Consider the following 23332-nt stretch of genomic DNA (forward strand, 5'->3'; position numbering starts at 1 on the left):
TCAACAATGATTTGTTGAAAAAAATAACTATTTTAACTTCGTTAAATACTATTTTAATAAAATTACTAATGAAGTTTCGCTTTTTATTTCTAGCTATATTCAGTTTTGTATTAAGTTTTTCTCAACAAACTAAAATTGATAGTTTATATCAAATTATCAATTCTACTAAAAATGATTCCACCAAAGTAGCGGTTTACAATCAAATCGTTTGGAAATATCTCTTTAGCGATAAAGATAAAGCAAAAGAATTACTTGAAACTTCCGAGAAGATTGCATTAGCTGCAAATGAAAAGTTTGGCTATAATTCTGTATTAGGAATTAAAGGTATTTATTATGACATCAACGGAAACTCAGATTCTGCTCGTTATTTTTTCAATAAATCGTTAGATTATAGTCGAAAAAATAAGTTTTTAGTCCACGAAGAACATACACTAAATAATCTTGGAATGTTTCATTGGAACAAAGGTGAAAATGAGAAAGCCTTAAATTATTTCTTCAATTCTATTAAAGTTCATCATAGAAATGAAAAGGCAACCGAAAGAGGTTTAGCTTCAAGTTATAATAATATTGGGTTAATCTATCAAGAAATGGAGTTGTTTGAAAAAGCAATTCCATACCATTTAAAAGCACTTAAAATTAGAATTGATAATAAAGACAAACAAGGTCAAATTGCTAGTTATAATAATTTAGGTGTTTGTTATAACAATTCAAACGAACACCATGAAGCAAAAGAATCTTTTCAAAATGGATTTGAATTAGCCAAAGAAATTGACAATAAACACGAATATTATAATGCCATTAAAGGATTAGCCGATACGGAGTTTTACTTGAAAAATTATACAGAAGCATTGCGTCTTAATTTGCAGACGCTTAATAGACCGACTGAGGTTCCTTTTAATTCAAAAGCAAAAGTTCATGTATATAGTAGTTTGGCACAAATCTATGTAAAACTTAAAAACCCGAAAGAAGCTATAAAATATGGGGAATTAGGTTTACAAGAATTGCAAAACGATGATTCTGATTCTGAATATGAAGTCGAAATTTACAAGCCTTTAGCAGAAGCTAATTACATGATTGGAAATATAGAAAAAGGCGAGTTTTACAATACAAAATTTTACAATTCTACAATTGAAAAGTTCAAAGAATCTAGTGCAAAATCTTTAAACGAGTTAGAAGTTAAATACGAAACAGAGAAGAAGGAAAAAGATTTGGCTAAAGAAAAAGTCAAGGTTGCAGAACGCGAATTAAAAATTAAGAATAAAAACAATTTACTTTTAATATTGGGAGCATTTATCCTTTCAATAGTTTTAGTTTCGTTATTAATTTTTAACAAACAGAAATTTAAAAACAAACAACTTCAAAAAGAAAAAGAATTATCAGAAGCTCTTTTGAAAATAGAAACGAATAATCGTTTACAAGAGCAACGTTTGGCTATTTCGCGTGATTTGCACGACAATATTGGTTCACAATTAACATTTATAATTTCTTCTATTGATAGTTTGAAAATGTATATGTCTAACACTGAAGAGAAAGTTGAAAAGAAATTAACTACAATAAGCCAATTTACAAGGGAAACAATTCAAGAACTTCGTGATACCATTTGGGCGATGAATAAAGAGGAAATTTCAGTTGAGGATTTAAAAAGCCGAATTTCAAACTTTATAGAACAAGCAAAAGCTTCTCTTCAAGGCATTCATTTCGAATTTAATTGTAACGTTTCTAAAGATTTTACGTTCAATTCAAAAGATGGAATTAATATTTATAGAATTATACAAGAGGCAGTTAACAATGCTATTAAACACGCAAGCGCTACTTCGATAATCGTTAATGTTAATCAAACCAATCAAGATTTTGAAATTAGTATTAAAGATAATGGTAAAGGGTTCGATGTTAATAGTTTATCCTTTAATGGAAATGGTCTGCAAACGATTCAAAACAGAGCAAAAGAACTAAATGCTTCAATTGATTTTATTTCTGATAATAATGGAACTAAAGTTAATTTGACTTTCAATAAATAGGGCATTTGACGTATTGAAATGAATTTATAATTCTAGCATTTTTGTTTTATAAAATCTAGAATTATGAAAAACTTAATCCTACTTACTTTTTTAGTATTTTTTAATATGTCTTTATTAGCTCAAAAAGTAATTTATCACGATACTTTTGATGATAATAAAGGAAACTGGGAAAATACATATACCAATTTTAAAGTATACATTGAAAAGGGTAAACTTATTTTAGAAAATTCAGATCCATCTGCAACAAAATGGAGTTTATTTTCAGCATTAAATAAACCAGATGAAATTGATTTTGATGTTGAAGCTTCAATAAGTGTTTTAGAATCTAAAGCTGATAATTCTACTTATGGATTAGTTTGGTCATGTTATAATAATAATAAATATTACGATGTTGTAAGAATAACACCAGATAAGCAATCACAATTATATCAATATCAAGATGGAAAATTTGATTATTATGAAGCTTGGGCAACACACAAGTTTATTAACGGATACAAAAGGGAAAATAAATTTTTGGTTCAAAAAAGAGCTAATATTGTAAAAGTTTATATCAATGACAAACTAATACATCAATCTGGTTGGCACTCATATTATGGATCTAAAGTTGGTTTTATTTTAGACGCAAATATGAAAATAGCTATCGATGAGTTAACAATTAAAGAATATCCACTTTCTATTGATGTTGTTGAATCATTTAACCCTAATTTAAAAATGGTAAAATTGCCAACAACAGTTTCTACAGAAGAGTATGAAGAGACTAACCCTGTAATTTCAGCGGATGGGAAAACACTTTTTGTTACAAAAAAAGATTGTCCTTTAAATATAGATGGTAACAAAGATGATATTTGGTATTCAACAAAAGACAGAAATGGAAACTGGACCTCTTCTAAAAATATGGGACGACCATTAAATAATAAAGATTTCAACTTTGTTATTTCAGTTTCGCCAGATAATAACACGTTGCTTTTAGGTAATAAATACAAACCAGATGGGATTAATCCTGATGGAGCTGGTGTTTCTATTTCTAAGCGAACTGAAAATGGTTGGTCAATTCCTACAGCAGTTACTATTAAAGATTATACAAATAAGAATAAATATGTGGCTTATTTTTTAACTAATGACAATCAAAATTTGATAATGTCAGTAGAAAGAGAAGAAGGTTTTGGGATAAAAGATTTATATGTTAGTAGTTTAGAAAGTGACGGAAGCTGGTCTAAGCCTAAAAATCTTGGAAATGTAATTAATACATTTGAAGATGAAACAAACCCCTTTTTAGCTTCCGATGGAAAAACGTTATATTTTTCTTCAAAAGGTCATCCGGGTTATGGGGGTTACGATCTGTTTGTTTCAAAACGATTAGACGATACTTGGCAAAATTGGTCTAAACCTCAAAACCTTGGAAATGTTATCAATTCAGTAAAAACAGAATTAAGTATATTTTTATCGGCAAAAGGAGATAAAGCTTATGTAGGTAGAGCAAAAGATATTTGGGAAATAGATAACACTGTTAAACAAGATCCAGTTGTTTTAATTAAAGGAAAAGTGTATGATAGTAAAACTAATAAAACACTTTCGGCTCCAATAGTTTACAACGATTTATTAACCGATAAAGAATTAGGAACAGCAATTTCTGATCCTACAACTGGAAGTTATAGTATTGTTTTACCTTACGGAAAGCGTTATAGCTTTATGGCGCAAAAAGAAGGGTATTATGCAGTAACTCAAAATGTAGATGTTGCCAACCTAACAGAGTATAAAGAAATTGTTGTCGATTTGTATTTGAATCCTATCGAAAAAGGACAAACCATTCGATTGAATAATATCTTCTTCGATTCAGGAAAATATGATTTATTGCCTGAATCTTATGCAGAATTAGACCGATTATTTAAAGTTTTAAAAGAAAATAAAGGTTTGCAAATTGAAATTGGCGGGCATACAGATGCTGTGGGTTCAGATGCTAATAATATGACGCTTTCAAATAATAGAGCAACTGCAGTTATGAATTATTTGGTAAATAAAGGTATTTCAGTTTCAAGATTATCAGCTAAAGGATATGGTGAAACAAAATTTATTGCTACAAACGATACCGAAGAAGGAAAACAATTAAACAGAAGAGTTGAATTTAAAATTTTAGAGTTGTAATGAATTTAAAAGAATTATTTTCATTAGAATATAAAAATGTTTGGTTAACGGCATTATTTTATATTGCATTAATTTTAATTGGTAGACTAAGTGCAACTGAGTTTGTTATCGTATACGCCTTAGAAACTATTATAATTGGTGTTTTTCACGCGATAAAGATGCTAACCATAACTTTTTTATCCAATTCTATGAAAAATGAAAAAGATTCAGGACTTGGATTAACACTTTTCTTTTTAGTTCATTACGGTTTTTTTGTTTTTATTCAAACGACTTTCTTTTTTGTTTTTCTGTCTATGGGTGATGATAGAATTTCAGATGGTTTAGGCATGGGCAATTTTTTAACTGTTTTACAATTTGAAGGCGTTCAGGCAGCTTTGGTTTTAATGTTATTTTCTCATATATTTAAATATTGGTTTAATTTTTATAAGAACAAACGATACGAAGAAACAAATTTAGCTTTGTTTATGTTTCAGCCATATGTTAGAATAATCATTCAACAATTTGTTGCAATTGTTCCAGGATTTTTTATCATATTTGGAAATGGAGGTTATGCCGCTGCAATTGTTTTAATTTTAATTCGTACAGGTGTAGATTTGTTTTTAGCAAGAATTAAATCGAATGAAAAAGCTTTTCAAAAGGCAGTTGATTTTTTCATGAAAGATTACAAAAAAAATGACGACGAAAGACTAGAAGAAGAAAAAGTAATAGCGTTTTTAAAAATGGTAACCGAAGAATAATGAGCAACGTAATCAAAATAGCAATCGTAGATGATAATAGTTTTTTAATTAATGCAATTAAAGAAAAGTTGTCTTTTTTTGAAGATATTCAGTTCAAATATTCAGCGGGTAATGGAAAAGAGATTATTCAAAAGTTAGAACAAGACAAAAACATAGATGTTATTCTTATGGATATAGAAATGCCAGTTATGAATGGTATTGAAGCAACTTTAGAAATAAAGAAACGTTATCCTCAAATTAAAATTATAATGCTAACGGTTTTCGATAATGATGAAAATATTTTCAATGCTATTAAAGCTGGAGCAGATGGTTATTTACTGAAAGAAGTAGACCCTAATGGTTTATATCAAGGGATTTTAGAAACGCTTTCAGGAGGTGCGGCTATGACTCCTTCAATTGCGCTTAAAACATTAAAGTTACTGCGAAATCCTATAGATTTTGAAATAGTAGATAAAGAAGTTGAAGAAGTAAAGCTAACTACAAGAGAAATAGAAGTTTTAGAGCAATTGAGTAAAGGCTTGAGTTATAGTGTCATTGCAGAAAATTTATTTTTGTCACCTTCAACAGTTCGTAAGCATATTGAAAATATCTATAGTAAGCTACAAGTACATTCTAAGTTAGAAGCAGTGCAAAAGGCAAAACGAAATAATTTGATTTGATTTGTAAATTATATTTTTTAAGAATAAGGCAAATGCCTTATTTTTTTGTGTGTTTTTGAAAAGTAAATTTGAAAAAAAATATAATAATGGAATTTAATAAACTAAACTTCAAAGTTAATCTTGTTTTTATTGTAACACTTTTTGTAAACGTTTTTAGTTTTGCACAAATTACTGTTAGTACTCTTGCTGGTAGTACTGGAGGTAATACAGACGGAACTGGTGGTGCAGCACAATTTGGAGGGCTATACGACATTGCAACAGATGCATCAGGTAATTTGTATGTAACTGATGATTTGTATCATAATATTCGAAAAATTACGCCAACTGGAGTAGTAACTACACTTGCTGGAGGAACTTATGGATATGCCGATGGAACTGGTTCAGCTGCTCAGTTTGCGCAACCAAAAGGTATTGTATTGGACTCATCTGGCAACATTTTTGTTGTCGATCAAATTAACCTCAGAATTCGTAAAATTACTCCAACAGGGGTTGTAACTACTTTTGCTGGAAATGGTGTTTCTGATGTTATCGACGGTACTGGAACTGCTGCATCATTTGCAACTCCAACTGGACTTGCAATAGATATTTCAGACAATTTGTATGTTGCAGATGGTTGGACAATTCGTAAAATTACACCTGGAGGAGTTGTAACTACTTTAGCAGGATCGTTACCACTTGGTTATGAAGATGGTACTGGCGCTGCAGCAAAATTCCGTAATCCAGAAGGTTTAGCTGTGGATGCTTCAGGTAATGTTTATGTAGCTGATTATGGTAATAACAAAATTCGTAAAATTACACCAGCAGGTGTTGTAACTACTTTTGCAGGTCAATATTATGGAAATTATGGTTACCAAGACGGGACTAATGCATTGTTTTATGGACCTCATGATGTTGAGGTCGACAACTCAGGAAATGTGTATGTTACTGATTATAACAACAGCAGAATAAGAAAAATTACTTCTACAGGAGAAACTAGTACTTTTGCAGGTATTGGGCCAGGTTATGCAGATGGTTTAGCTCTTACAGAAGCAATGTTTTATTATCCTACGGGAATTACTTTAGATGCTTCAGGGATTGTTTATGTCGCTGATAAAAGTAATACTAAAATACGTAAAATAGGGGATGTGTCTTTAAGTACTTCATCATACAATGTTTCAGAGTTAGAAATTTACCCAAATCCTTCTAATGGAGTATTTTATATTAAAAATGTACCAAGTGGAGCAGTAATTACCGTTTATGACATTTTTGGTAAACAGATAGTTTCTAAAAATGCAACTTTTGATCTAATACAGTTTGATTTAAGTGATTATTCAAAAGGTTTTTATATTGTTAAAATTTTTAGTGAAGATAAACAAATTTGTAATTTTAAATTAATAAAAGAATAGTCAGAACACAATGAATAAATTATAAAAAAAGCTCCTGTAAAGGAGCTTTTTTTATAATTTATTTTGAAGACTAGTCCAGCCACCGCCGTTTATACAATCAATTCCGTTTTGTTTTAAAATTGAAGTCGCTTGTGCGCTTCTCATTCCGCTACGGCAACAAGCAATTACTGGTTTATTCCATTTTTTAATTTCGCTAATTTTCCCGTTCAAAACTTGCAAAGCAATGTTTTTTGAACCTTCGATATGACCGTCTCTAAATTCTTCAGGAGTTCTAACATCTAAAATTATAGCTCCTTTTGCAACATATTCTTGAACATCATTTGTTTTGTTGCCAAAACCTAAAATATCTAAAATTCCCATAGTTTTAATTTTTTAACAAATTTAAGTAAGGAATACAACTCTTTCTGTAACAAAAGTTACGCGATTAAACAGCTTCATTTTCGCGCATTATTAATTCAATACCATTTGTAATTAAATGAACAACTTCAGGTCTTTTTTGCTTAATACTTTCTAAATGTAATAAAGCTTTTTCAAGAAGGTCTTCATTGCCTTCTGCATTAGCTAATTCTGCAATTTCAACTGTTAGCAACCAATCATTAGGATGATTTCCACTAACTGCACCAAAGGCTTCTTTAAGTGTAATTTCTGCGGGCTTATTTTCTCTTATTAATCGAACGTTTCTATATAATGTTTCTAATTCTTCTCTTTCAGGAGATTTTTTTTGTTTTATCGTTTGACTCGAAGGTACGTGATTAATCATATCAAAACTATTCACATCGGCTGGTCCAGAAAATGCAGAAACAATTTCTTTACCAACAGCCATATCATAAATTCCCCATTCTGGCATAAATAATATGGTATCACCATGAGTAACGGTACAATCTTTAAACTTAATAGTTAAAATTTTACCTTGAATATTTCGAGTCCCAGTTATAATTTCTCCAGAAACTTTAATGTCTCCTTCAAATTCAAGTGTAACTCTTTGTCCTTCATGAATGTCGTAAGCCGCCAAATCACGCGGACTCATATCTTCTATAGCAAGATTGATTCCTTTTAATTTACCAATTGGTGAACCGAAACCTTCAGCATGATATTCCGTTCCATGACCAACTAATTCTTTTTCACGATATGCTAATGCAGTTTTTCCAGTGCATTGAATGTAAACTGGTTTTCCTTCATTTTCAATGACATTAGTAAATTCTCCCGAAATTTGTAAACCTGTACTCAATTCAATGGTACCTAATGCATTTGATTCAATAAGTTTTTTAATTCCTGAAAGGCCTCCTTTACGTAAAGCCATTTTATTCGCAAACTCTTCCAAGACCATATTCAAATATGCAAAATCAGGTGTTACAAAAAGTTGAGGTTGAGGTTTTGTAATATCAAAGCTAACATCAGCAGCACTAATATCATAAGGTAGTTTTTTTACTTTATCCGTCATACACCACTCACTTTCCCCAATAGATGATAAAAGTCCAGCGCCATAAATTTTTGGATCTTCAACTGTTCCAATTAAACCATATTCAACCGTCCACCAATGAAGATTTCTAATTCTAGCCATTTCAGAAGCTTCTCCCATATTATTTTGAAGAAAATCAACTTGGTCCTCAGCCTTTTTTATTTCTTCTTCTGGAGTGTCTTCTGCCTCTTTTAAAATAGATAATAATCGAATAGCTTCATATAATTCATAATCACGTGCCGATGAAATAGCTTTACAACCTATTTCACCAAAACGTCGTAAATATTCTGCATATTCAGGATTGGCAATAATAGGAGCGTGGCCAGCGCCTTCGTGAATAATATCTGGAGCAGGTGTGTATTCAATATGTTCTAATTGACGAATATCGGAAGCAATTACCAAAACATTGTAAGCTTGGAATTCCATAAAAGCATTAGGTGGAATAAATCCATCTACTGCTACTGCAGCCCAACCAATTTCCTTTAGAATACGATTCATTCCGTACATACTTGGAATTGATTCGATATCAATTCCAGTTTTACGTAAGCCTTCTAAATAGGAATCGTGAGCAACTTTTGAAAGATAATCTACATTTTTACGCATTACATAGCGCCAAACCGCTTGATTAATTGGAGTGTAATCTTCATAATCTTGTGGTTTTATAAATTGTTTTAAATGAGCAGGTAGTCTGTCAATCAAAGGGTTGCTTTCAAAATTTGCTTCCATCTTATGGCTGTGTTTGTTTTTTGTAAAAATACAAAATGTTTGGCGACAAAGCAATCTAGATGAACCGAAGTTGATTATAATTTTTCAGCTTCTAAAATTTGTTTTTTCTGGATACGTGATTTTAATATTCTAGTATATTGAAGTGCTTCTTTTATTCCATAATCTGAATAGGATTGAGAAGCCCAATTTAGTGCTTCATCTAGGTTTCCGTTTATTTCGCTTATAATTGCCATATTATAATAGGCTCTACCTGCTAGTTTTGAATCAGCGTTTGTAGTTTCAATTTTCCAAAGTTCGCCAGCGCCATTCCAATCTCCGGTTTGTGCTCTTCTTTGTGCTTTTTCAAAATTTGAATTTCCCTTTACAAAATAAAGTCTACTTTCTCTAATAGTATAAGGCACAATTTCATAAGCATAATTTTGTCCTATTTTTTTACTAATTCTATAGACTTCGTTTTTTCTATTTTTTATAGTTTCGTATGCTTTAATAGGGTTTATTCCACTTCCGGAAACTACAACTTTATCATTTCTGCTATATTGATCAGAAAGTTTTTTGGAAACATTATCATAAATTCGCCAACCCGATTTTATCATGGTATTAATTGTGACATGATGAACAAGTGTTGGGATTTTAATTCCAAAAGAATTTGGAAGCATATCATTTGTGGTTTTATAACTTACCAATGCATCTGTATCATAAAACGATAGTTCATAAATTGCATCTAAATTATTTTGCGCACAAAGTTTTTCGATTTCTTCTTGCTTTAATTCAGGTGAGAAAATATCAATACCATAATCTTTAAGTAATAGACTGTCAATTACTAATACATTTTCAAATCTCTTATTTTCTTTTAAGGCACTTTGTAAACCTAATATAGATTCATTAGCAGCATTAATATCTAAATTTTTTTCTTCTGCAGTTAATATTTTATCAATTGCATCAAGTTTGTTGTATTTAACGTTTGGAACGCTTCTGTTAATGATTCCAACATTTTTAACCTCTTTAGAAAGATATACATTAGAAGGTTGAGGGACGCTAAGTGTTAATGTGCTTGTAGAACTGCAAGAAGCAACAAAAAGGCTTATTGCTATTAATTGTAAAAGTCTTTTCATAATCTAAATAAAAAACCGTAACAAGTTACTTGTTACGGTTATAAATGTATAAAATTTATATTATTTTTTTTGAGGAGGATATTGAGCCAATATTTTTGAAACAAATTCTTTAGTTCGCTGATCTTTTTTGTCAACATTTTCAGTTAAATATCCCGTTCCTTGACCTTGCCAAATTAACTCCTTATTCTTAGCGTCGATGAAGTCTATGAATAATGTTCCTTCTGGGGTAGATGTAACATTGTTAAAGCCAATACCCCCCCAAGGACCCCATCCCCATCCAAATCCGTAGTTTTGGTAAACGTTAACACGTTCTCTTTCTTGAGTAAAAATGCTAACAAGTATATCAGGATTGTCTGATTTAGTGAATCCTTTAGATACCATAACTTCATCAATAGAATGTAAAATTCTCTTTTTATCTAAATCAGAAATTTCTGCCTTGTCAACACCGCTTTTCAAATACGCATAAGTTTTATACGAATCAAAGTTTGCTTTTTTATCATAATCTGCATTAACTCTTACCGAACTACAAGAAGTTAAAGTTACAATAAATAGTAACGAAAGTAATTTAATTGTTTTCATAATTATGTTTGTTAAAAGTTTCAGATTTCAGGTTTAGAGTTTTTCTTTATTTGAAATAACTTGAAACTTTAAACTTGAAACTACAATAAATTTTCATCAACTATATTAGGGATGGTAACTTTTAATAAAGGTTGCGTCTCCATAGCTCTTTTTATAGCAAAAATTGCTCCTTCATTACGTGCCCAACTTCTTCTTGAAATACCATTATTTACATCCCAAAAAAGCATCAACTCTAATCGTTTAGATGCTTCTTTACTACCATCAAGAAGCATGCCAAAACCTCCATTAATTACTTCTCCCCAGCCAACGCCTCCACCATTGTGAATAGAAACCCAAGTTGCACCTCTGAAACTATCTCCAATTACGTTGTGAATAGCCATATCTGAAGTAAAACGAGAACCATCATAAATGTTTGAAGTTTCTCTATATGGAGAATCAGTTCCAGATACGTCATGATGATCGCGACCTAATACAACTGGACCAATTTCACCTTTAGAAATAGCTTGATTGAAAGCTTCTGCAATTTTAATTCGTCCTTCGGCATCAGCATATAAAATACGAGCTTGTGAACCAACAACCAATTTGTTTTGTTGCGCTCCTTTAATCCATTGAATGTTATCTGCCATTTGTTGCTGAATTTCAGCTGGAGAATTTTTCATCATTTCTTCTAAAACCGCACATGCAATGTCATCTGTTTTTTGTAAATCTTCAGGATTGTTTGATGCACAAACCCAACGGAATGGTCCAAATCCATAATCGAAGCACATTGGACCCATAATATCTTGCACATAAGATGGGTATTTGAACTCTCTACCTAAAGTTGGATTCGGGTTCATAACATCTGCACCAGCACGAGAAGCTTCTAATAAGAAAGCATTTCCATAATCGAAGAAATACGTTCCTTTTGCGGTATGTTTATTGATTGCATCTGCATGACGGCGTAATGTTTTTTGAACTTCAATTTTAAATTGCTCAGGATTATTGGCCATCATTTCATTAGCAGCTTCAAATGAAATGCCAACAGGGTAGTAGCCACCTGCCCAAGGATTGTGCAGTGAAGTTTGATCTGAACCTAAATCGATGTGTAAACTTTCTTGGTCAAATTTTTCCCAAACGTCAACAATATTTCCTAAATATGAGATGGAAACGACTTCTTTGTTTTCTAAAGCTTTTTTAGTTCTAATTACTAATTCGTCGATGTTTTCAATTACTTCATGAATCCAACCTTGTTCGTGACGAATTTTTGTAATTTTTGGGTTTACTTCAGCACAAACGGTAACACATCCTGCTATGGTTCCTGCTTTTGGTTGTGCGCCACTCATACCGCCTAAACCAGAAGTAACAAATAGACTTCCACTTGGACTTTTCTTGATTTTTCTAAATCCGTTTAATACCGTGATAGTTGTACCGTGAACAATTCCTTGTGGGCCTATGTACATATAACTTCCCGCTGTCATTTGTCCGTATTGTGTTACGCCTAAGGCATTAAATTTTTCCCAATCGTCTGGTTTAGAATAGTTAGGAATCATCATTCCGTTTGTAACTACAACTCTTGGCGCATTTTCGTGCGAAGGATATAATCCCATGGGATGACCCGAATACATGACTAATGTTTGTTCATCAGTCATTTCAGCCAAATATTTCATAGTTAGTCGATACTGAGCCCAATTTTGAAATACAGCTCCGTTTCCACCATACGTTATAAGTTCATGTGGGTGTTGAGCCACAGCATAATCTAAGTTGTTTTGAATCATTAACATAATGGCTTTAGCTTGTAAGCTTTTACCTGGATAATCGTTAATGTTTCTTGCTTTCATTTCGTAATCTGGACGAAGACGATACATGTAAATACGACCGTATTTTTCTAATTCTTCTTTAAATTCAGGAATTAGTGTAGCATGATGTTGAGGTTCGAAATAGCGCAAAGCATTTTTGATTGCTAATTTCTTTTCTTCGTCAGTTAAAATTTCTTTACGTTTTGGCGCATGATTAATTTGCGGTTCGTAAACTTTTGGCTGTGGTAAAACTGAAGGTATTCCTTCTAATATTTGTTCTTGAAATGTCATGATTTTTGTTTTTCGTTATTTCTTTATCTGTTTATTTTTAAAAAAACAAACTAAGGATAACGAATGTCTGACCTATGGTAAGACTTAAATATTTTGATTCGGTAATTTTGTAAATGGATATCCATTTTATTTGTTGGTTGTTGGTTTTTTATTAGTTCCCGTATTTTTATCAAACCCGTAGGGACAATGACGACATCCACTTTTACAACAATATCCTCTTTTTAGATGATAGTTGGAGGTAAAGCATTTATATCCTTCAGGAGTATAATAAAAATCTTCGCCTTCTTTTAAATTATTCGGATTTAAATCGTTATTCATAACGACAAATTTAGCAACTTTGCAGTAAATGTTTATAATTGTTTTCAAATATTTATTGCCGAAAGGTTACAGAGGTATCACTTTGTTTCCGTTTATTTTCTTGTTACGAAAAGAAGATAAGCGAAATGAAGTTTTAGTAAATCATGAGAGAATTCATATTAGACAACAATTAGAATTATTGATTCTTCCTTTTTTTGTTTGGTATGGGGTTGAATTTTTGGTTCGATTTGTGCAATATAGAAATAGGAGAGAAGCATATCATAACATTTCATTCGAAAGAGAAGCGTATGCGGAAGAAAAAGACCTCGACTATTTAAAGAAGAGGTCTTTTTGGTATTTTTTGAAGTTTATTTAGTTCTTATCTTCAATTCTTATTTCTTTATCTTCAATTATTTTAGTTTGAATATTTTTTTGTTCAATTTTTGGAAGTGCGCCTGGAGCGATTGGAAGTCTTACATCTGCATTTTTAGATAAAACATTTCCATTGTTATCTTTTCTATCAATTCTTGTAGCTACAATTTGATAGCTAAAGTTTACATTGCTAGTTCCGTTTTGTAATTCTTTTACAGTAAAACCTTTTGCACTTTTGTTAGTTACAAATACGCCATTACAATCACCTTCTAATTGAATGAAAACTTTAAGCGGGTGTTTTTCATTAACAACTATGTTTTTTGCTAAAATTGGATCAATTTCTATTTTAGCAACTCCATTGTTTAGCTTTCCAACTCCATAATCTTGAAAAACAATTTCTGGTGATTCAGGAGCAAACATAACATGTTGTTTTTCATCAATTCCGTCTATTATGGTTGAAACAACTCCATTTCCTAAAATTTTATAATTTGTACCTCCCCATCTAGCTCCAACATATGCAAAATCTCCAGTGTTTCCATTCCCATTATCATCTGGATTTGTATTTGGAGTTGAAGCAGTATTATCTTGCCCACCTTCAAAGTAACCACCAAAATAAATATTGCCGCCTAAAAAATTACTGCCGCGACCAGCCAGAATAGCATGCGGACTATTCGCGTCGCTAGTAGCTAAGTTGTTATCCATATCGTAAGTAAAATAACCGCCATATCTTTGTGTAGCAGCTGTTCCTGTAGACATACCATAAACACCTATTTGTCCAGTTCCGGCAACTCCTTGTGCGTAACCCACTAAAGTAGAATAAGTTGTTCCATTTGCTAAACCAACAACTCCAGTTCCAGTGCTTCCTGCTGATTGACCTACTGTGCCTACACCAGAAGTAGTGTTGCTATTGTAACCATAAGCACCCCAACCACCAGTGGCATTATTTGAGGCGTATAGTCCAACACCTCCAGTACCTTGAGATCTTGCATAAATACCCGTACCACCATCAATTGCTGAGTATCCAACTATTGCATCAATTGTGTTAACATTTGAGTAGGAAATAGTTTGAGCAAAAGTTTGTGGACCAATATTAATTCCAAATCTTCCAGAATTTTCAAAAGTAGCAACAACATTATTATTTGTTCTAAAGTCTAAACCAACATTATCGGTTGTTCCAAGAAAATTTGTTCCAGCCGTGGTACCCGAATTTCCTGTTAATGACCAATCTAATCCACCGGGAGAACCTGCAAAGGCTACCCATCTTGTTCCATTCCAATAGTATAACCCTGGGGCAACATTAGTTGGAGATACACCAGCAGTAGCGGTATTCCAAACAATAGTTCCAGCTGGAATAGCTCCACCTTGCGGGTTAACAACAGGAGCTTGTACATTTGTAGCTGATAAAGAAACTCTGGGAGGTACAAAACCGTTTGTACTTGAATTAACATCTAAAGCACCAGCAGGAGTAGTTGTTCCAACTCCAACTTGAGCACTAGTAAATAAAGTTACACATAGTGCAATTGATAGGTATAAGTTTTTCATTAGTAAAAGGTTATGTTAATTTCACCTAAAATAAAAATTAACATGTAATTTTTAATTAAAAACAGCTTAATATCGACAAAATGTTAAAAAAAATCGATATATAGCATAAAAAAGACCTTTCTTTTAGAAAAGGTCTTTTTATAAAAATATTTTATAAATCTTTTTAGTTTTTTAAACTTTTAGATATACCTGGTTTAGGGAAAGATAATCTCTCTGGTCCTACAGGGAATCTTAGCTCATCAAACTCAGAGGATACATTGCCATTTTTGTCTAATGCATCGGCTCTGTTTCCAATTATCTGCCAAGAAAATTTAATATTAGACTTGCCTTTATTTAATTCAATTACAGTAAATCCTTTATTGGATTTTTCAGTTACATAAACTCCATTACAATCACCTTCTAATTGTATGAAAACTTTTACAGGTTTTTTATCTGAAATGTTTTTTGATAAAACCTCATCAAGAACTATTGTTGCTCTACCATTAACAAGTTGTGCTTCACCAAAATCTTGAAATAATACTTCTGGAGCTTCTGTACAAAACATAATTCTATTTTTTCCTTCATCATCTCTTACCATTGTTGACTTAGTACCTGCTGATAGAATACCGTAGTCAGCATTTGGTAGTGGTCCTGGTGGATTATATCTTAAACCTATGTATGCATAATCATTTGTACTTTGATTACTATCAAAATATCCACCATAATAAACATCTGAATATGTTCCAGCTCCTCTACCAGCAATACTAGCTATAGATTGAACAGTATTACCAGTATCTGTTAAAGAAAAATATCCTCCTTGTCTAGCGTCGTTATTATTCGAAGGGTTTGTTGCAGTACCCATTACACCTGCTTCTGTTCCTGTTCCTACAACACCTACGTTCCACCCTGGTTGAGTTGTAAAACCATTTCCAGCACCATCAAATGCGCCACCCGCATTCATATTCGTTCCAGTTGCATTAGTAGTATGTTGACCATAAACAGCAGCATTACTCTGACCTGAGGCATATCCATTAATTGGATAATCGTTTGCTGGTCCTACTGATGTAAACATATCAATTGTAGGGAAAGGAGATGAAGCTCTAATGTGTACGTGATTTGTACTTGCGTCTACAAAAAACATCTCAGGTTCACCTATACCTTCAACTCTGAAGTCATAGTTTTGAGAATCTTCATTCACAACAGTTTCAGTTGTTCCCATTCTTATTCTTTCTATGCTGTTTGCTCTTAAGATTAGAGGAACATTATCAGTAGTTCCTACATAATTTGTTGCTGGGTTAGTACCAGTGTTTCCTGAAAGAGACCAGTCTAAGCCTCCTGGAGAACCTGCAAGAGATATCCATCTGGTTCCGTCCCAATAATACATTCCAGGAATAACATTGTTAGGTATAGTCCCTGCTGTTGCAGTGTTCCAAACTAAAGTTCCAGCTACTAAAGCTCCTCCTTGTGGATTTACCACTGGAGCTGCAACATTTGTAGCAGTTAAAGCAACTCTAGGGGGTATTAAACCATTAGTAGTTGATTCAATATCAAGAGCACCTTTAGGTGCTGTTGTTCCCACACCAACTTGCGCAAAACAAGTTACGCTTAACAGTGTTAATAAACTTAAATAAATATTTTTCATTTTGAGTAGATATAGGTTATATGGGCGCAAATATATAATTATGTTATATAAATGGCAAAAAAAAATTTATTTATCTTGATTTTTAACATTTTGGCAAATTTCGATGGTTTTACAACATTAATAAAAAAAGCCTCTAATTAGAGGCTTTTTTGTAAAGTTTAAAAAAGGATTATTTTTCTAAATTCTGAATTTTTAATTTTAATTCATCTATTTGATCTTGTTGCTCTTGAATTGCTTTTATTAAAACAGGAACTAGATTAATGTATGAAACTTTAATTTCTTTTAATTCTTCTGTTTTAATTTCACCTTTTTCATTTTTCTTTTGATTATGCGTTTTAGTTGCTTCTGGGATAAATTGATTAACTTCTTGAGCAATTAATCCTATCTTTTGGTCTTGATAAGGATCGTCGATTAATTTATAGGAAATTGTTTTTAATTTCATTAGTTCATTTAAACCATATTTCATTGGTTCTACTTCTTTTTTTGCACGTAAGTCAGATATGTTCCAATAATCATCAGCATATATATCATCCCACATGTTTTCATATCCTAAATCATAAGTGATATGTGAGATTGGAGAAAAGTTGTCACTAATAAAAAGTTCTGCTTCACCGTCTACCAAATATTCTATTGAACCAAGTCCCATTGTTGTTCCTCTTGACGTTCCTCTATCAAAATCAGCAACATAATCTATTGTTGTAGAATAAAAAGATGTGTATGTAGAAAAAGAATTTCCATCGTCAAATAATGTTCCTGTAGAACCAAATATTACTGCATCTAGACTTGCATCTGAAAATAAAGCATTCGTTCTATTGTCTGATTCAATTCTAAAGTCATAATTTGTGCTTCCATCGTTTACAACAGTTTCTGTATTGTTCATTTTCACTCTCTCAACTCCATTAGTAGAAAATCCTAAAACATCTGAGCCTCCTTGGAAAACACCTGTATTTGCATCACCATTCCATGAGAATGCGGGTGTTCCAGCTGCACCAGAGTAATAAGATTGAATTTGACCATTTGTATTAGAAATGTTCATTCTGTTTATTCCGTTTGTTTTGAACCTTAAATCTTGAGCATCTGTTGTTCCTATGAAATTTGTGCCTGCAGTTGTTCCAGAATTACCTGTTAAAGCCCAATCGTTACTTGCAGTATTAAGTCTAACCCATAATGTTCCATTCCAATAATAAAAACCTGGAGTTACTTGGTTGGGTCCTACTGCAGAAGTATTTGTGTTGTAGACTAATTCAGAAGTTGTAGGTGTGATCACTGTAGCAACGTTTGTAGCTGATAACGATATTCTTGGAATAAGTAAACCATCAGTATTTGAGGATACATCTAATGCACCCTGCGGGGCTGTAGTTCCAATACCAACTTGAGAAAAAATTAAACAACTGAAAAAGAGTAAGGTTAAAAGCAAAATTTTTTTCATTTTTTTATAGTTTTTAGAGATTATGTAGAAATTTTGCTCAAAAATATAATTTACATTATATTATCCTTTATTTAATGTTAAAAAATCGACAATATGGAAATAAAATCGATTAGATGTACTTTTTGTCAGTTTTTTTTCGATAATTGTCTTTTAATCAGTTATTTGTTGGTTATAAAAAAAGCCTTCAAAATTTTGAAGGCTTTTGTTTTTGAGTTGTTATTTAATTTAAAAAATTGTTTTCTTGTAAATAACCTTATTGTTTTCAAGAGTAATTTCAAGAATTAACCCACTATTTGTTTTAAGTAATTCATTTAATTCAACTGTTTTATTTGAAATATTGGTTTTGTTTGTTAAAACTCTGCCAAGAATATCAAATACTTTAACTGAAATAATATTTTGATTGTTTGAATTTACAACTAAATTGTCAAAAGCAGAGACCCAAACGTTATTTTCATTATTAATAGTTTCTTCAGTACTTAATGAGTTTTTATAAATTAAATTAAATCTAGTATTGTTTTCACCTTGATTTGCATTAAATGTATAAGGCATGCTTCTCAAGTCGTGTATTATGTTTAATTCTAAATCTTGTATAAAGATTGCTTGATTTGTATTTTCAAATAATCCATCTAATGCTGCAATTCCAATTGAATAAATTCCTGTAGAAGGCACTTTGAATCCTAAAGGCACAATATCATTTTCATCAAAAGGAGTAGGTCTACCTTGAATAGTAAATGTTTCGTCGCTAATTAATGAATATAGATTTAAATCAATTTTATTATCAGTTTTAGCATCAAACAATCTGTCTTTATCATAAGTGGCGTCACTTACGTAACCAACTAATGCTCTTGTAGAGTTATTGTTTGGTGCAATTATATCTAACCAAATCCTATGTTTTTCATTTGTTGAATTTTTAAAGAATTGACTATTATCGTAGGTGTTACTTCTAAAAGAATTTGTAAAATTTAAATTTTTAGTTGACGGACCGCCATCTAACATTGATACAAAAAACCCTTGACCTGCCGCAATATATCCGTTAAACATACCAGGCCCAGATGATGTTCCAGTACTGTTGTAGGTAATGTAGTCACCAACGGTATAGTTGTATACATAGCTTTCATAAAATGGGTCAACAGTTGCTGAACTTGGTAGTGTTCCATGTGTCCAAACTTTAATATAACCATCAATTGTTGTATTGGCAGTTAAGAAATCAATGGCATCGATAGAAGATGGGTAAGGATTTCCAACTAAATTCCAGTTGTCATCTAAATTTGTAGCAGGTGTACAAGTAGCACAAATTTGATAAGTTGCTCCAGAAGTATAACTACCTCTTGTAATTGGAATAGAGATATCTCCATTATTAGGTGTTCCTACGAATGTAGCAGTATAATTTTGTAAAGTTGATGTGTAAGTGTTAGGGCCTCTAACTATATATCCTTTACCAACAGTCATAGCTTCATTTCCATTTACCCAATTACCTGCATTGCCGGTGCCATTTCCAGAAACAGTTGGTGTCCACTTCCAAATAAGACCAGTTGAAGTACCTGGAGAAATTGAGCTTGATAAGAATGAAGTTACAGGAGAAGACCAATAAACATAATCAAGTTTTCTAATATTTACATCTCTATCCATAAGCATATTTCCAGCACCTGAATTCGCTATATTATTAGTTTGGATTAAACTAGCAGAATTATCTAAAACTAATTCGCCTGTAGTGCTTATGTTAACCCAATCTGTTATACTTACCGAGTTATCTGAATTTACAGTTAAAGTTGCATCGTTTTGTATACTCATATTTAAACCTAAGCCATTGTAACCTGTTCCTGAAATTACAGGGTCATTTGAAGTAGGTGGAATAACAACACAGTCTAAAGCAGTAGGTCTACCTGTAGGAGTCCAGTTATTGTTATTATTCCAATCATTATTAACTGTACCATTCCAAACTTTTGCTCCGTTTACAGTTACTGTAGTTTCATCAGTTTCTGTTAAAGTAGTGCCGTCACATAGAGTATAAGTGATTTCAGCTGTATATGTTGTAGTTGAACTTGGACAAACGTTTAATACAGGAGTGGTTCCAACAACTGGACCTGTAACACCTGATCCTTCATACCAAGTCAATGTTGCTATTGAGGTTCCGTTTGGAACGAATCGCCATGCTTCATTTGTTGTAGTCCAATCTGTATCTAGTCCGTTACGACCAGGAGGAACAGTTGCAAGAGTTCCAGTTGAATTTTGAATACCAACCACTGCATTTCCACCATTCCAAGTTCCATCAATTTCTTTATTCTCAATATATACTTCAATAATATTTGAGTTTTCATATAAAACCATCATTCCAGTATATAAAATTGAATTGTTTGAAAACATAGGTACATCATGCCAAGATGCGACTAGTGCTCTACATCCAGTTGGTAATGTAATTAATTCCCAACCAACTTCTCCGCCAACTCCAGGATCAATATCGTGGAAAACACCAAATATTGAATTTTCTACTAATCTTGGGTCTCCACTAATAGGAATATTATTGCTAAAACTATATCCACTAGATGTTCCTGCTAAAGCTGTATTGAAGGAAAGAATTCCATTAGATCCTATAGTACATTGATTATAAGTGTTACCGTAGAAGCAAAAGTCAAAAGGTAAGTTAATAAGTGGCGACCAAACATCGTCTGTATTAACACTTACAGGATTTGCTAAACCATCAAAAGCAAATGGTGGATTGTATAAAATTGGTTCAACTATATAATCAGTAGTTTCACCTAAATCAAGATAAGTTGCTTCTAAATCAACACAAGTTGAAGTATCGGTACAGTTGAAAGGAGCTGGATCAGCACCACTTAAACCGAGTCCTCCTGAAACAACATTAGGACATCCTGTAGCAACATCACTTACGGACATTGTTACAAAAACACCTGTAGTAGAAGTAGCCGACTGACTGCTATTTGTACATGTAACTATTAATTGCCAATGAACATCTCCACTCGCAGGTGCGGTTGCAGTATAATCTGCATAACTAGTAGTAGAAGCACCAGCATTTGTCCAGGTTGAACCACCGTCAGTACTATATTGCCATTGATAGGTCATGTTCAATGCTAGTGTCATTCCAGTTGCAGAAACTGTATAACTACTGCCAGGCCAACCTGTATTTGGATTGGTTGAAACTGTTCCTCCAGTTGGTGTGCCAGAGCAAGGTGTGTAGCAAGAACCGCTATATGTTACTGTTAGATTAAAACCAGAATAAGTAGTTGAACCATCAGAAGTGAATTCAACAGTAAGAGTTTGACCAGCTGCGCCAGTATAGTTTATAGTGCCACTGCCAGAATATGAGGCTAATAATGTGCCGCCTGTTCCAGAACCACTATAAATGTTGATATAGTCAAAACTACTTTCAGTACTGTAGCTTCCATTAATGTTAATTGTTGCGCCAACACCTGCATCTAGTATAGTATAACCATCTGAACTGTTTGAATAGTTGCTTGTAGATCCGCCATTATCATAAAGCGCAATATTGGTTCCACAAGTTACGCTGTTGTTTCCAGATGCAGGAACGTTTATGGTATTAACGGACGTGAAACTTCCATTTGATGAGGTTGCACTTAAACCACTATTTGTACATGTAACTATAAGTTGCCATAAAACTGTTGTACCTAATGCTGGAGCAGTTGCTGTATAGTTTGAGTAAGAAGTTGTTGCTCCGCCTGCATTTGTCCATGTAGTTCCTCCGTTTGTACTATATTGCCATTGAAATGTTAGTCCTGTTACATTGCTTGTGAATCCAGTTGCTGAAACTATGTAACTTGAACCAGGATTACCTGATCCAGGAGAAGTGGTTGCTGTACCTGCTACTGGTGTTCCTGAGCAAGGAGGGTCAGTAGAAACACATAAATCAAATGTTGTGTTTTGTCCTGATGTGCTAGTCCAAGAATATACTTGAATATAATAAGTATTCCCTGGCGTAAGTCCAGTTACAGTACTTGTGTTAGGGTCAGAACAAACTAAGGCAGTTCCTAAAGAACCACAACTTCCGCCGTAAACTGCATGGTATAAATCTGTTGTGCTTCCAGCTACATTTAATAGTTCAATATAATGAGTTGAAGCAGTTGCTACAAAACTATACCATACATCATCATCATCAGTACCTCCACAACCACTTCCAGTAACGCCTGAATCTGAAGCTCCAAAAATTGTTCCATTAACAGTTGAAGCACAAGTTCTTGTAGGATTTACTGGTACACTAATTGCGCCAGCACAATTGTCGTTTGAAATAGGAGCACTACAACTTCTAGATATTGTAAAAGTGCCAGTAGTTGTTCCAGTATCTGAATAATGAGCAATATAAACGTAGTAAGTTACCCCATTAGTAGTGCTAAAAGTATGGCTTTCAGTTCCACCCGTAAAACCTGAATCCCTACACGTAATGTTGGTTAAACTTCCACAACTACCAGATGATATTGACATTTCATGATCGAATCCAGAACCTGCAACTGAAGTAATGGTTGTTAATTGTCCATCTCCTACAAATGTATACCATGCGCCGTAATTACTCATTGTGCATCCACTTCCATGTGCAGTGCTTCCTGTAGATCCAACTGTTGTGCCTGCTAAGTTTGAAGTGCCACAAGGGAGGCTGGTTGCTGTTGCACATGTGAAGTTAGTTAAAATTGTTGTGTCAAAGATACAAATGGTACCCGTCATATCGTTTGAGTTTGGTCCATTAGTTCTCATTAATCTTAATCGATATGTTGTATTCGGAGATACAGTTATGTTTGTAAGATTGGCATTCGCAGCATTTGGTATTGTACAAGCTGAAGGGACTTCTGTAAGTGAACCACAAGCACCAGAGTATACTGCCAAGCCTAATCTTCTGTTAGATGTACCCTGAATACTTATTGAAGTAGTGCTAGCGCCTGTAGTAAATGTATACCAACCATCTCTTAAAGATGTTCCACAAGAAACCGAAACTCCTGACTCAGTAAATGTGCCAGGAACATTGTAATTTGTTGTGCTACATGATGCTCCAACAGTTAAAGTTGGTGTTGCTGCACAATTATTACTTTGAGAAAAACTATTAGTTGGAAATAGAGTAAAGAAAACCAATAGTGTACAACTATACCATAGATGGTTTAGTTTTAGAGTAGTTTTAGGTTGCATTTTTATGAGTAATTTTTATTTATAGTTACGATTTGTTTAA

General features: G+C 32.8%; 16 protein-coding genes. 6 read left to right on the forward strand and 10 right to left on the reverse strand.

Annotated elements, in window-relative coordinates:
• Positions 1-68 precede the first annotated feature (68 nt).
• The 5 genes from KK2020170_RS06465 to KK2020170_RS06485 all read left to right on the forward strand — a co-directional run bounded on the left by KK2020170_RS06465 (position 69) and on the right by KK2020170_RS06485 (position 6941).
• The gene (locus KK2020170_RS06465; protein ID WP_221257519.1) at positions 69-2018 is read left to right on the forward strand and encodes a tetratricopeptide repeat-containing sensor histidine kinase; all 1950 of its coding nucleotides are present in this window, start codon (positions 69-71) and stop codon (positions 2016-2018) included.
• A gap of 63 nt (positions 2019-2081) precedes the next feature.
• Entirely contained in the window at positions 2082-4160 is a 2079-nt protein-coding gene (locus tag KK2020170_RS06470; RefSeq protein ID WP_221257520.1) for an OmpA family protein, read from the forward strand.
• Positions 4160-4897 carry a DUF6498-containing protein gene (locus KK2020170_RS06475; protein WP_221257521.1) on the forward strand — a complete coding sequence of 246 codons (738 nt, stop codon included), beginning with the start codon at positions 4160-4162 and terminating at the stop codon, positions 4895-4897. The genes KK2020170_RS06470 and KK2020170_RS06475 overlap by 1 nt, the downstream gene beginning before the upstream one ends.
• Positions 4897-5556, forward strand: a complete 660-nt coding sequence (locus KK2020170_RS06480; protein WP_221257522.1) for a response regulator — start codon at positions 4897-4899, stop codon at positions 5554-5556. Before KK2020170_RS06475 ends, KK2020170_RS06480 begins: the two co-directional genes overlap by 1 nt.
• Before the next feature lie 86 nt (positions 5557-5642).
• Entirely contained in the window at positions 5643-6941 is a 1299-nt protein-coding gene (locus KK2020170_RS06485) for a T9SS type A sorting domain-containing protein (protein WP_221257523.1), read from the forward strand.
• Positions 6942-6992: 51 nt separating this feature from the next.
• Here the strand turns inward: KK2020170_RS06485 and KK2020170_RS06490 are convergent, their stop codons facing one another.
• The 6 genes from KK2020170_RS06490 to KK2020170_RS06515 all read right to left on the reverse strand — a co-directional run bounded on the left by KK2020170_RS06490 (position 6993) and on the right by KK2020170_RS06515 (position 13201).
• A complete protein-coding gene (locus KK2020170_RS06490) occupies positions 6993-7301 on the reverse strand; it encodes a rhodanese-like domain-containing protein (protein WP_221257524.1) in 309 nt (102 codons plus the stop codon).
• A 64-nt stretch (positions 7302-7365) separates the two neighbouring features.
• On the reverse strand, positions 7366-9126 hold the full coding sequence (locus KK2020170_RS06495; RefSeq protein WP_221257525.1) for an aromatic amino acid hydroxylase: 1761 nt from the start codon (positions 9124-9126) through the stop codon (positions 7366-7368).
• 74 nt (positions 9127-9200) lie between these two features.
• Positions 9201-10238, reverse strand: a complete 1038-nt coding sequence (locus KK2020170_RS06500) for a DUF6340 family protein (protein WP_221257526.1) — start codon at positions 10236-10238, stop codon at positions 9201-9203.
• Between the two features lie 60 nt (positions 10239-10298).
• On the reverse strand, positions 10299-10817 hold the full coding sequence (locus KK2020170_RS06505) for a DUF4136 domain-containing protein (RefSeq protein ID WP_221257527.1): 519 nt from the start codon (positions 10815-10817) through the stop codon (positions 10299-10301).
• An 80-nt stretch (positions 10818-10897) separates the two neighbouring features.
• Positions 10898-12883, reverse strand: coding sequence for a urocanate hydratase (gene hutU, locus KK2020170_RS06510; RefSeq protein ID WP_221257528.1), 1986 nt, complete (start codon positions 12881-12883; stop codon positions 10898-10900).
• Positions 12884-13009: 126 nt separating this feature from the next.
• Entirely contained in the window at positions 13010-13201 is a 192-nt protein-coding gene (locus tag KK2020170_RS06515; protein WP_221257529.1) for a C1orf53 family protein, read from the reverse strand.
• Positions 13202-13229: 28 nt separating this feature from the next.
• On the opposite strand from KK2020170_RS06515, the gene KK2020170_RS06520 reads away from it, so the two are divergent.
• Positions 13230-13556 carry a hypothetical protein gene (locus tag KK2020170_RS06520; RefSeq protein ID WP_221257530.1) on the forward strand — a complete coding sequence of 109 codons (327 nt, stop codon included), beginning with the start codon at positions 13230-13232 and terminating at the stop codon, positions 13554-13556.
• Here the strand turns inward: KK2020170_RS06520 and KK2020170_RS06525 are convergent.
• The 4 genes from KK2020170_RS06525 to KK2020170_RS06540 form a co-directional block, all read right to left on the reverse strand.
• A complete protein-coding gene (locus tag KK2020170_RS06525) occupies positions 13553-15094 on the reverse strand; it encodes a hypothetical protein (protein WP_221257531.1) in 1542 nt (513 codons plus the stop codon). The genes KK2020170_RS06520 and KK2020170_RS06525 overlap by 4 nt on opposite strands.
• Positions 15095-15257: 163 nt before the next feature.
• Positions 15258-16715 (reverse strand): hypothetical protein, encoded by a 1458-nt coding sequence (locus KK2020170_RS06530; protein WP_221257532.1) that lies wholly within the window; start codon positions 16713-16715, stop codon positions 15258-15260.
• Positions 16716-16884: 169 nt separating this feature from the next.
• The gene (locus KK2020170_RS06535) at positions 16885-18144 is read right to left on the reverse strand and encodes a tail fiber domain-containing protein (RefSeq protein ID WP_221257533.1); all 1260 of its coding nucleotides are present in this window, start codon (positions 18142-18144) and stop codon (positions 16885-16887) included.
• 225 nt (positions 18145-18369) lie between these two features.
• Positions 18370-23292 (reverse strand): hypothetical protein, encoded by a 4923-nt coding sequence (locus tag KK2020170_RS06540; RefSeq protein WP_221257534.1) that lies wholly within the window; start codon positions 23290-23292, stop codon positions 18370-18372.
• Positions 23293-23332 lie beyond the last annotated feature (40 nt).

The sequence above is a fragment of the Flavobacterium okayamense genome (assembly GCF_019702945.1).
GTDB classification, from domain to species: domain Bacteria; phylum Bacteroidota; class Bacteroidia; order Flavobacteriales; family Flavobacteriaceae; genus Flavobacterium; species Flavobacterium okayamense.

Bases quoted from the DNA above. Each gene is read 5' to 3' on its own strand.
- hutU (WP_221257528.1), bottom strand. From the start codon at position 12,883: ATGACATTTCAAGAACAAATATTAGAAGGAATACCTTCAGTTTTACCA.
- KK2020170_RS06535 (WP_221257533.1), bottom strand. From the start codon at position 18,144: ATGAAAAAAATTTTGCTTTTAACCTTACTCTTTTTCAGTTGTTTAATT.
- KK2020170_RS06525 (WP_221257531.1), bottom strand. From the start codon at position 15,094: ATGAAAAACTTATACCTATCAATTGCACTATGTGTAACTTTATTTACT.
- KK2020170_RS06480 (WP_221257522.1), top strand. From the start codon at position 4,897: ATGAGCAACGTAATCAAAATAGCAATCGTAGATGATAATAGTTTTTTA.
- KK2020170_RS06470 (WP_221257520.1), top strand. From the start codon at position 2,082: ATGAAAAACTTAATCCTACTTACTTTTTTAGTATTTTTTAATATGTCT.
- KK2020170_RS06520 (WP_221257530.1), top strand. From the start codon at position 13,230: ATGTTTATAATTGTTTTCAAATATTTATTGCCGAAAGGTTACAGAGGT.
- KK2020170_RS06540 (WP_221257534.1), bottom strand. From the start codon at position 23,292: ATGCAACCTAAAACTACTCTAAAACTAAACCATCTATGGTATAGTTGT.
- KK2020170_RS06530 (WP_221257532.1), bottom strand. From the start codon at position 16,715: ATGAAAAATATTTATTTAAGTTTATTAACACTGTTAAGCGTAACTTGT.
- KK2020170_RS06485 (WP_221257523.1), top strand. From the start codon at position 5,643: ATGGAATTTAATAAACTAAACTTCAAAGTTAATCTTGTTTTTATTGTA.
- KK2020170_RS06515 (WP_221257529.1), bottom strand. From the start codon at position 13,201: ATGAATAACGATTTAAATCCGAATAATTTAAAAGAAGGCGAAGATTTT.
- KK2020170_RS06475 (WP_221257521.1), top strand. From the start codon at position 4,160: ATGAATTTAAAAGAATTATTTTCATTAGAATATAAAAATGTTTGGTTA.
- KK2020170_RS06490 (WP_221257524.1), bottom strand. From the start codon at position 7,301: ATGGGAATTTTAGATATTTTAGGTTTTGGCAACAAAACAAATGATGTT.
- KK2020170_RS06500 (WP_221257526.1), bottom strand. From the start codon at position 10,238: ATGAAAAGACTTTTACAATTAATAGCAATAAGCCTTTTTGTTGCTTCT.
- KK2020170_RS06465 (WP_221257519.1), top strand. From the start codon at position 69: ATGAAGTTTCGCTTTTTATTTCTAGCTATATTCAGTTTTGTATTAAGT.
- KK2020170_RS06495 (WP_221257525.1), bottom strand. From the start codon at position 9,126: ATGGAAGCAAATTTTGAAAGCAACCCTTTGATTGACAGACTACCTGCT.
- KK2020170_RS06505 (WP_221257527.1), bottom strand. From the start codon at position 10,817: ATGAAAACAATTAAATTACTTTCGTTACTATTTATTGTAACTTTAACT.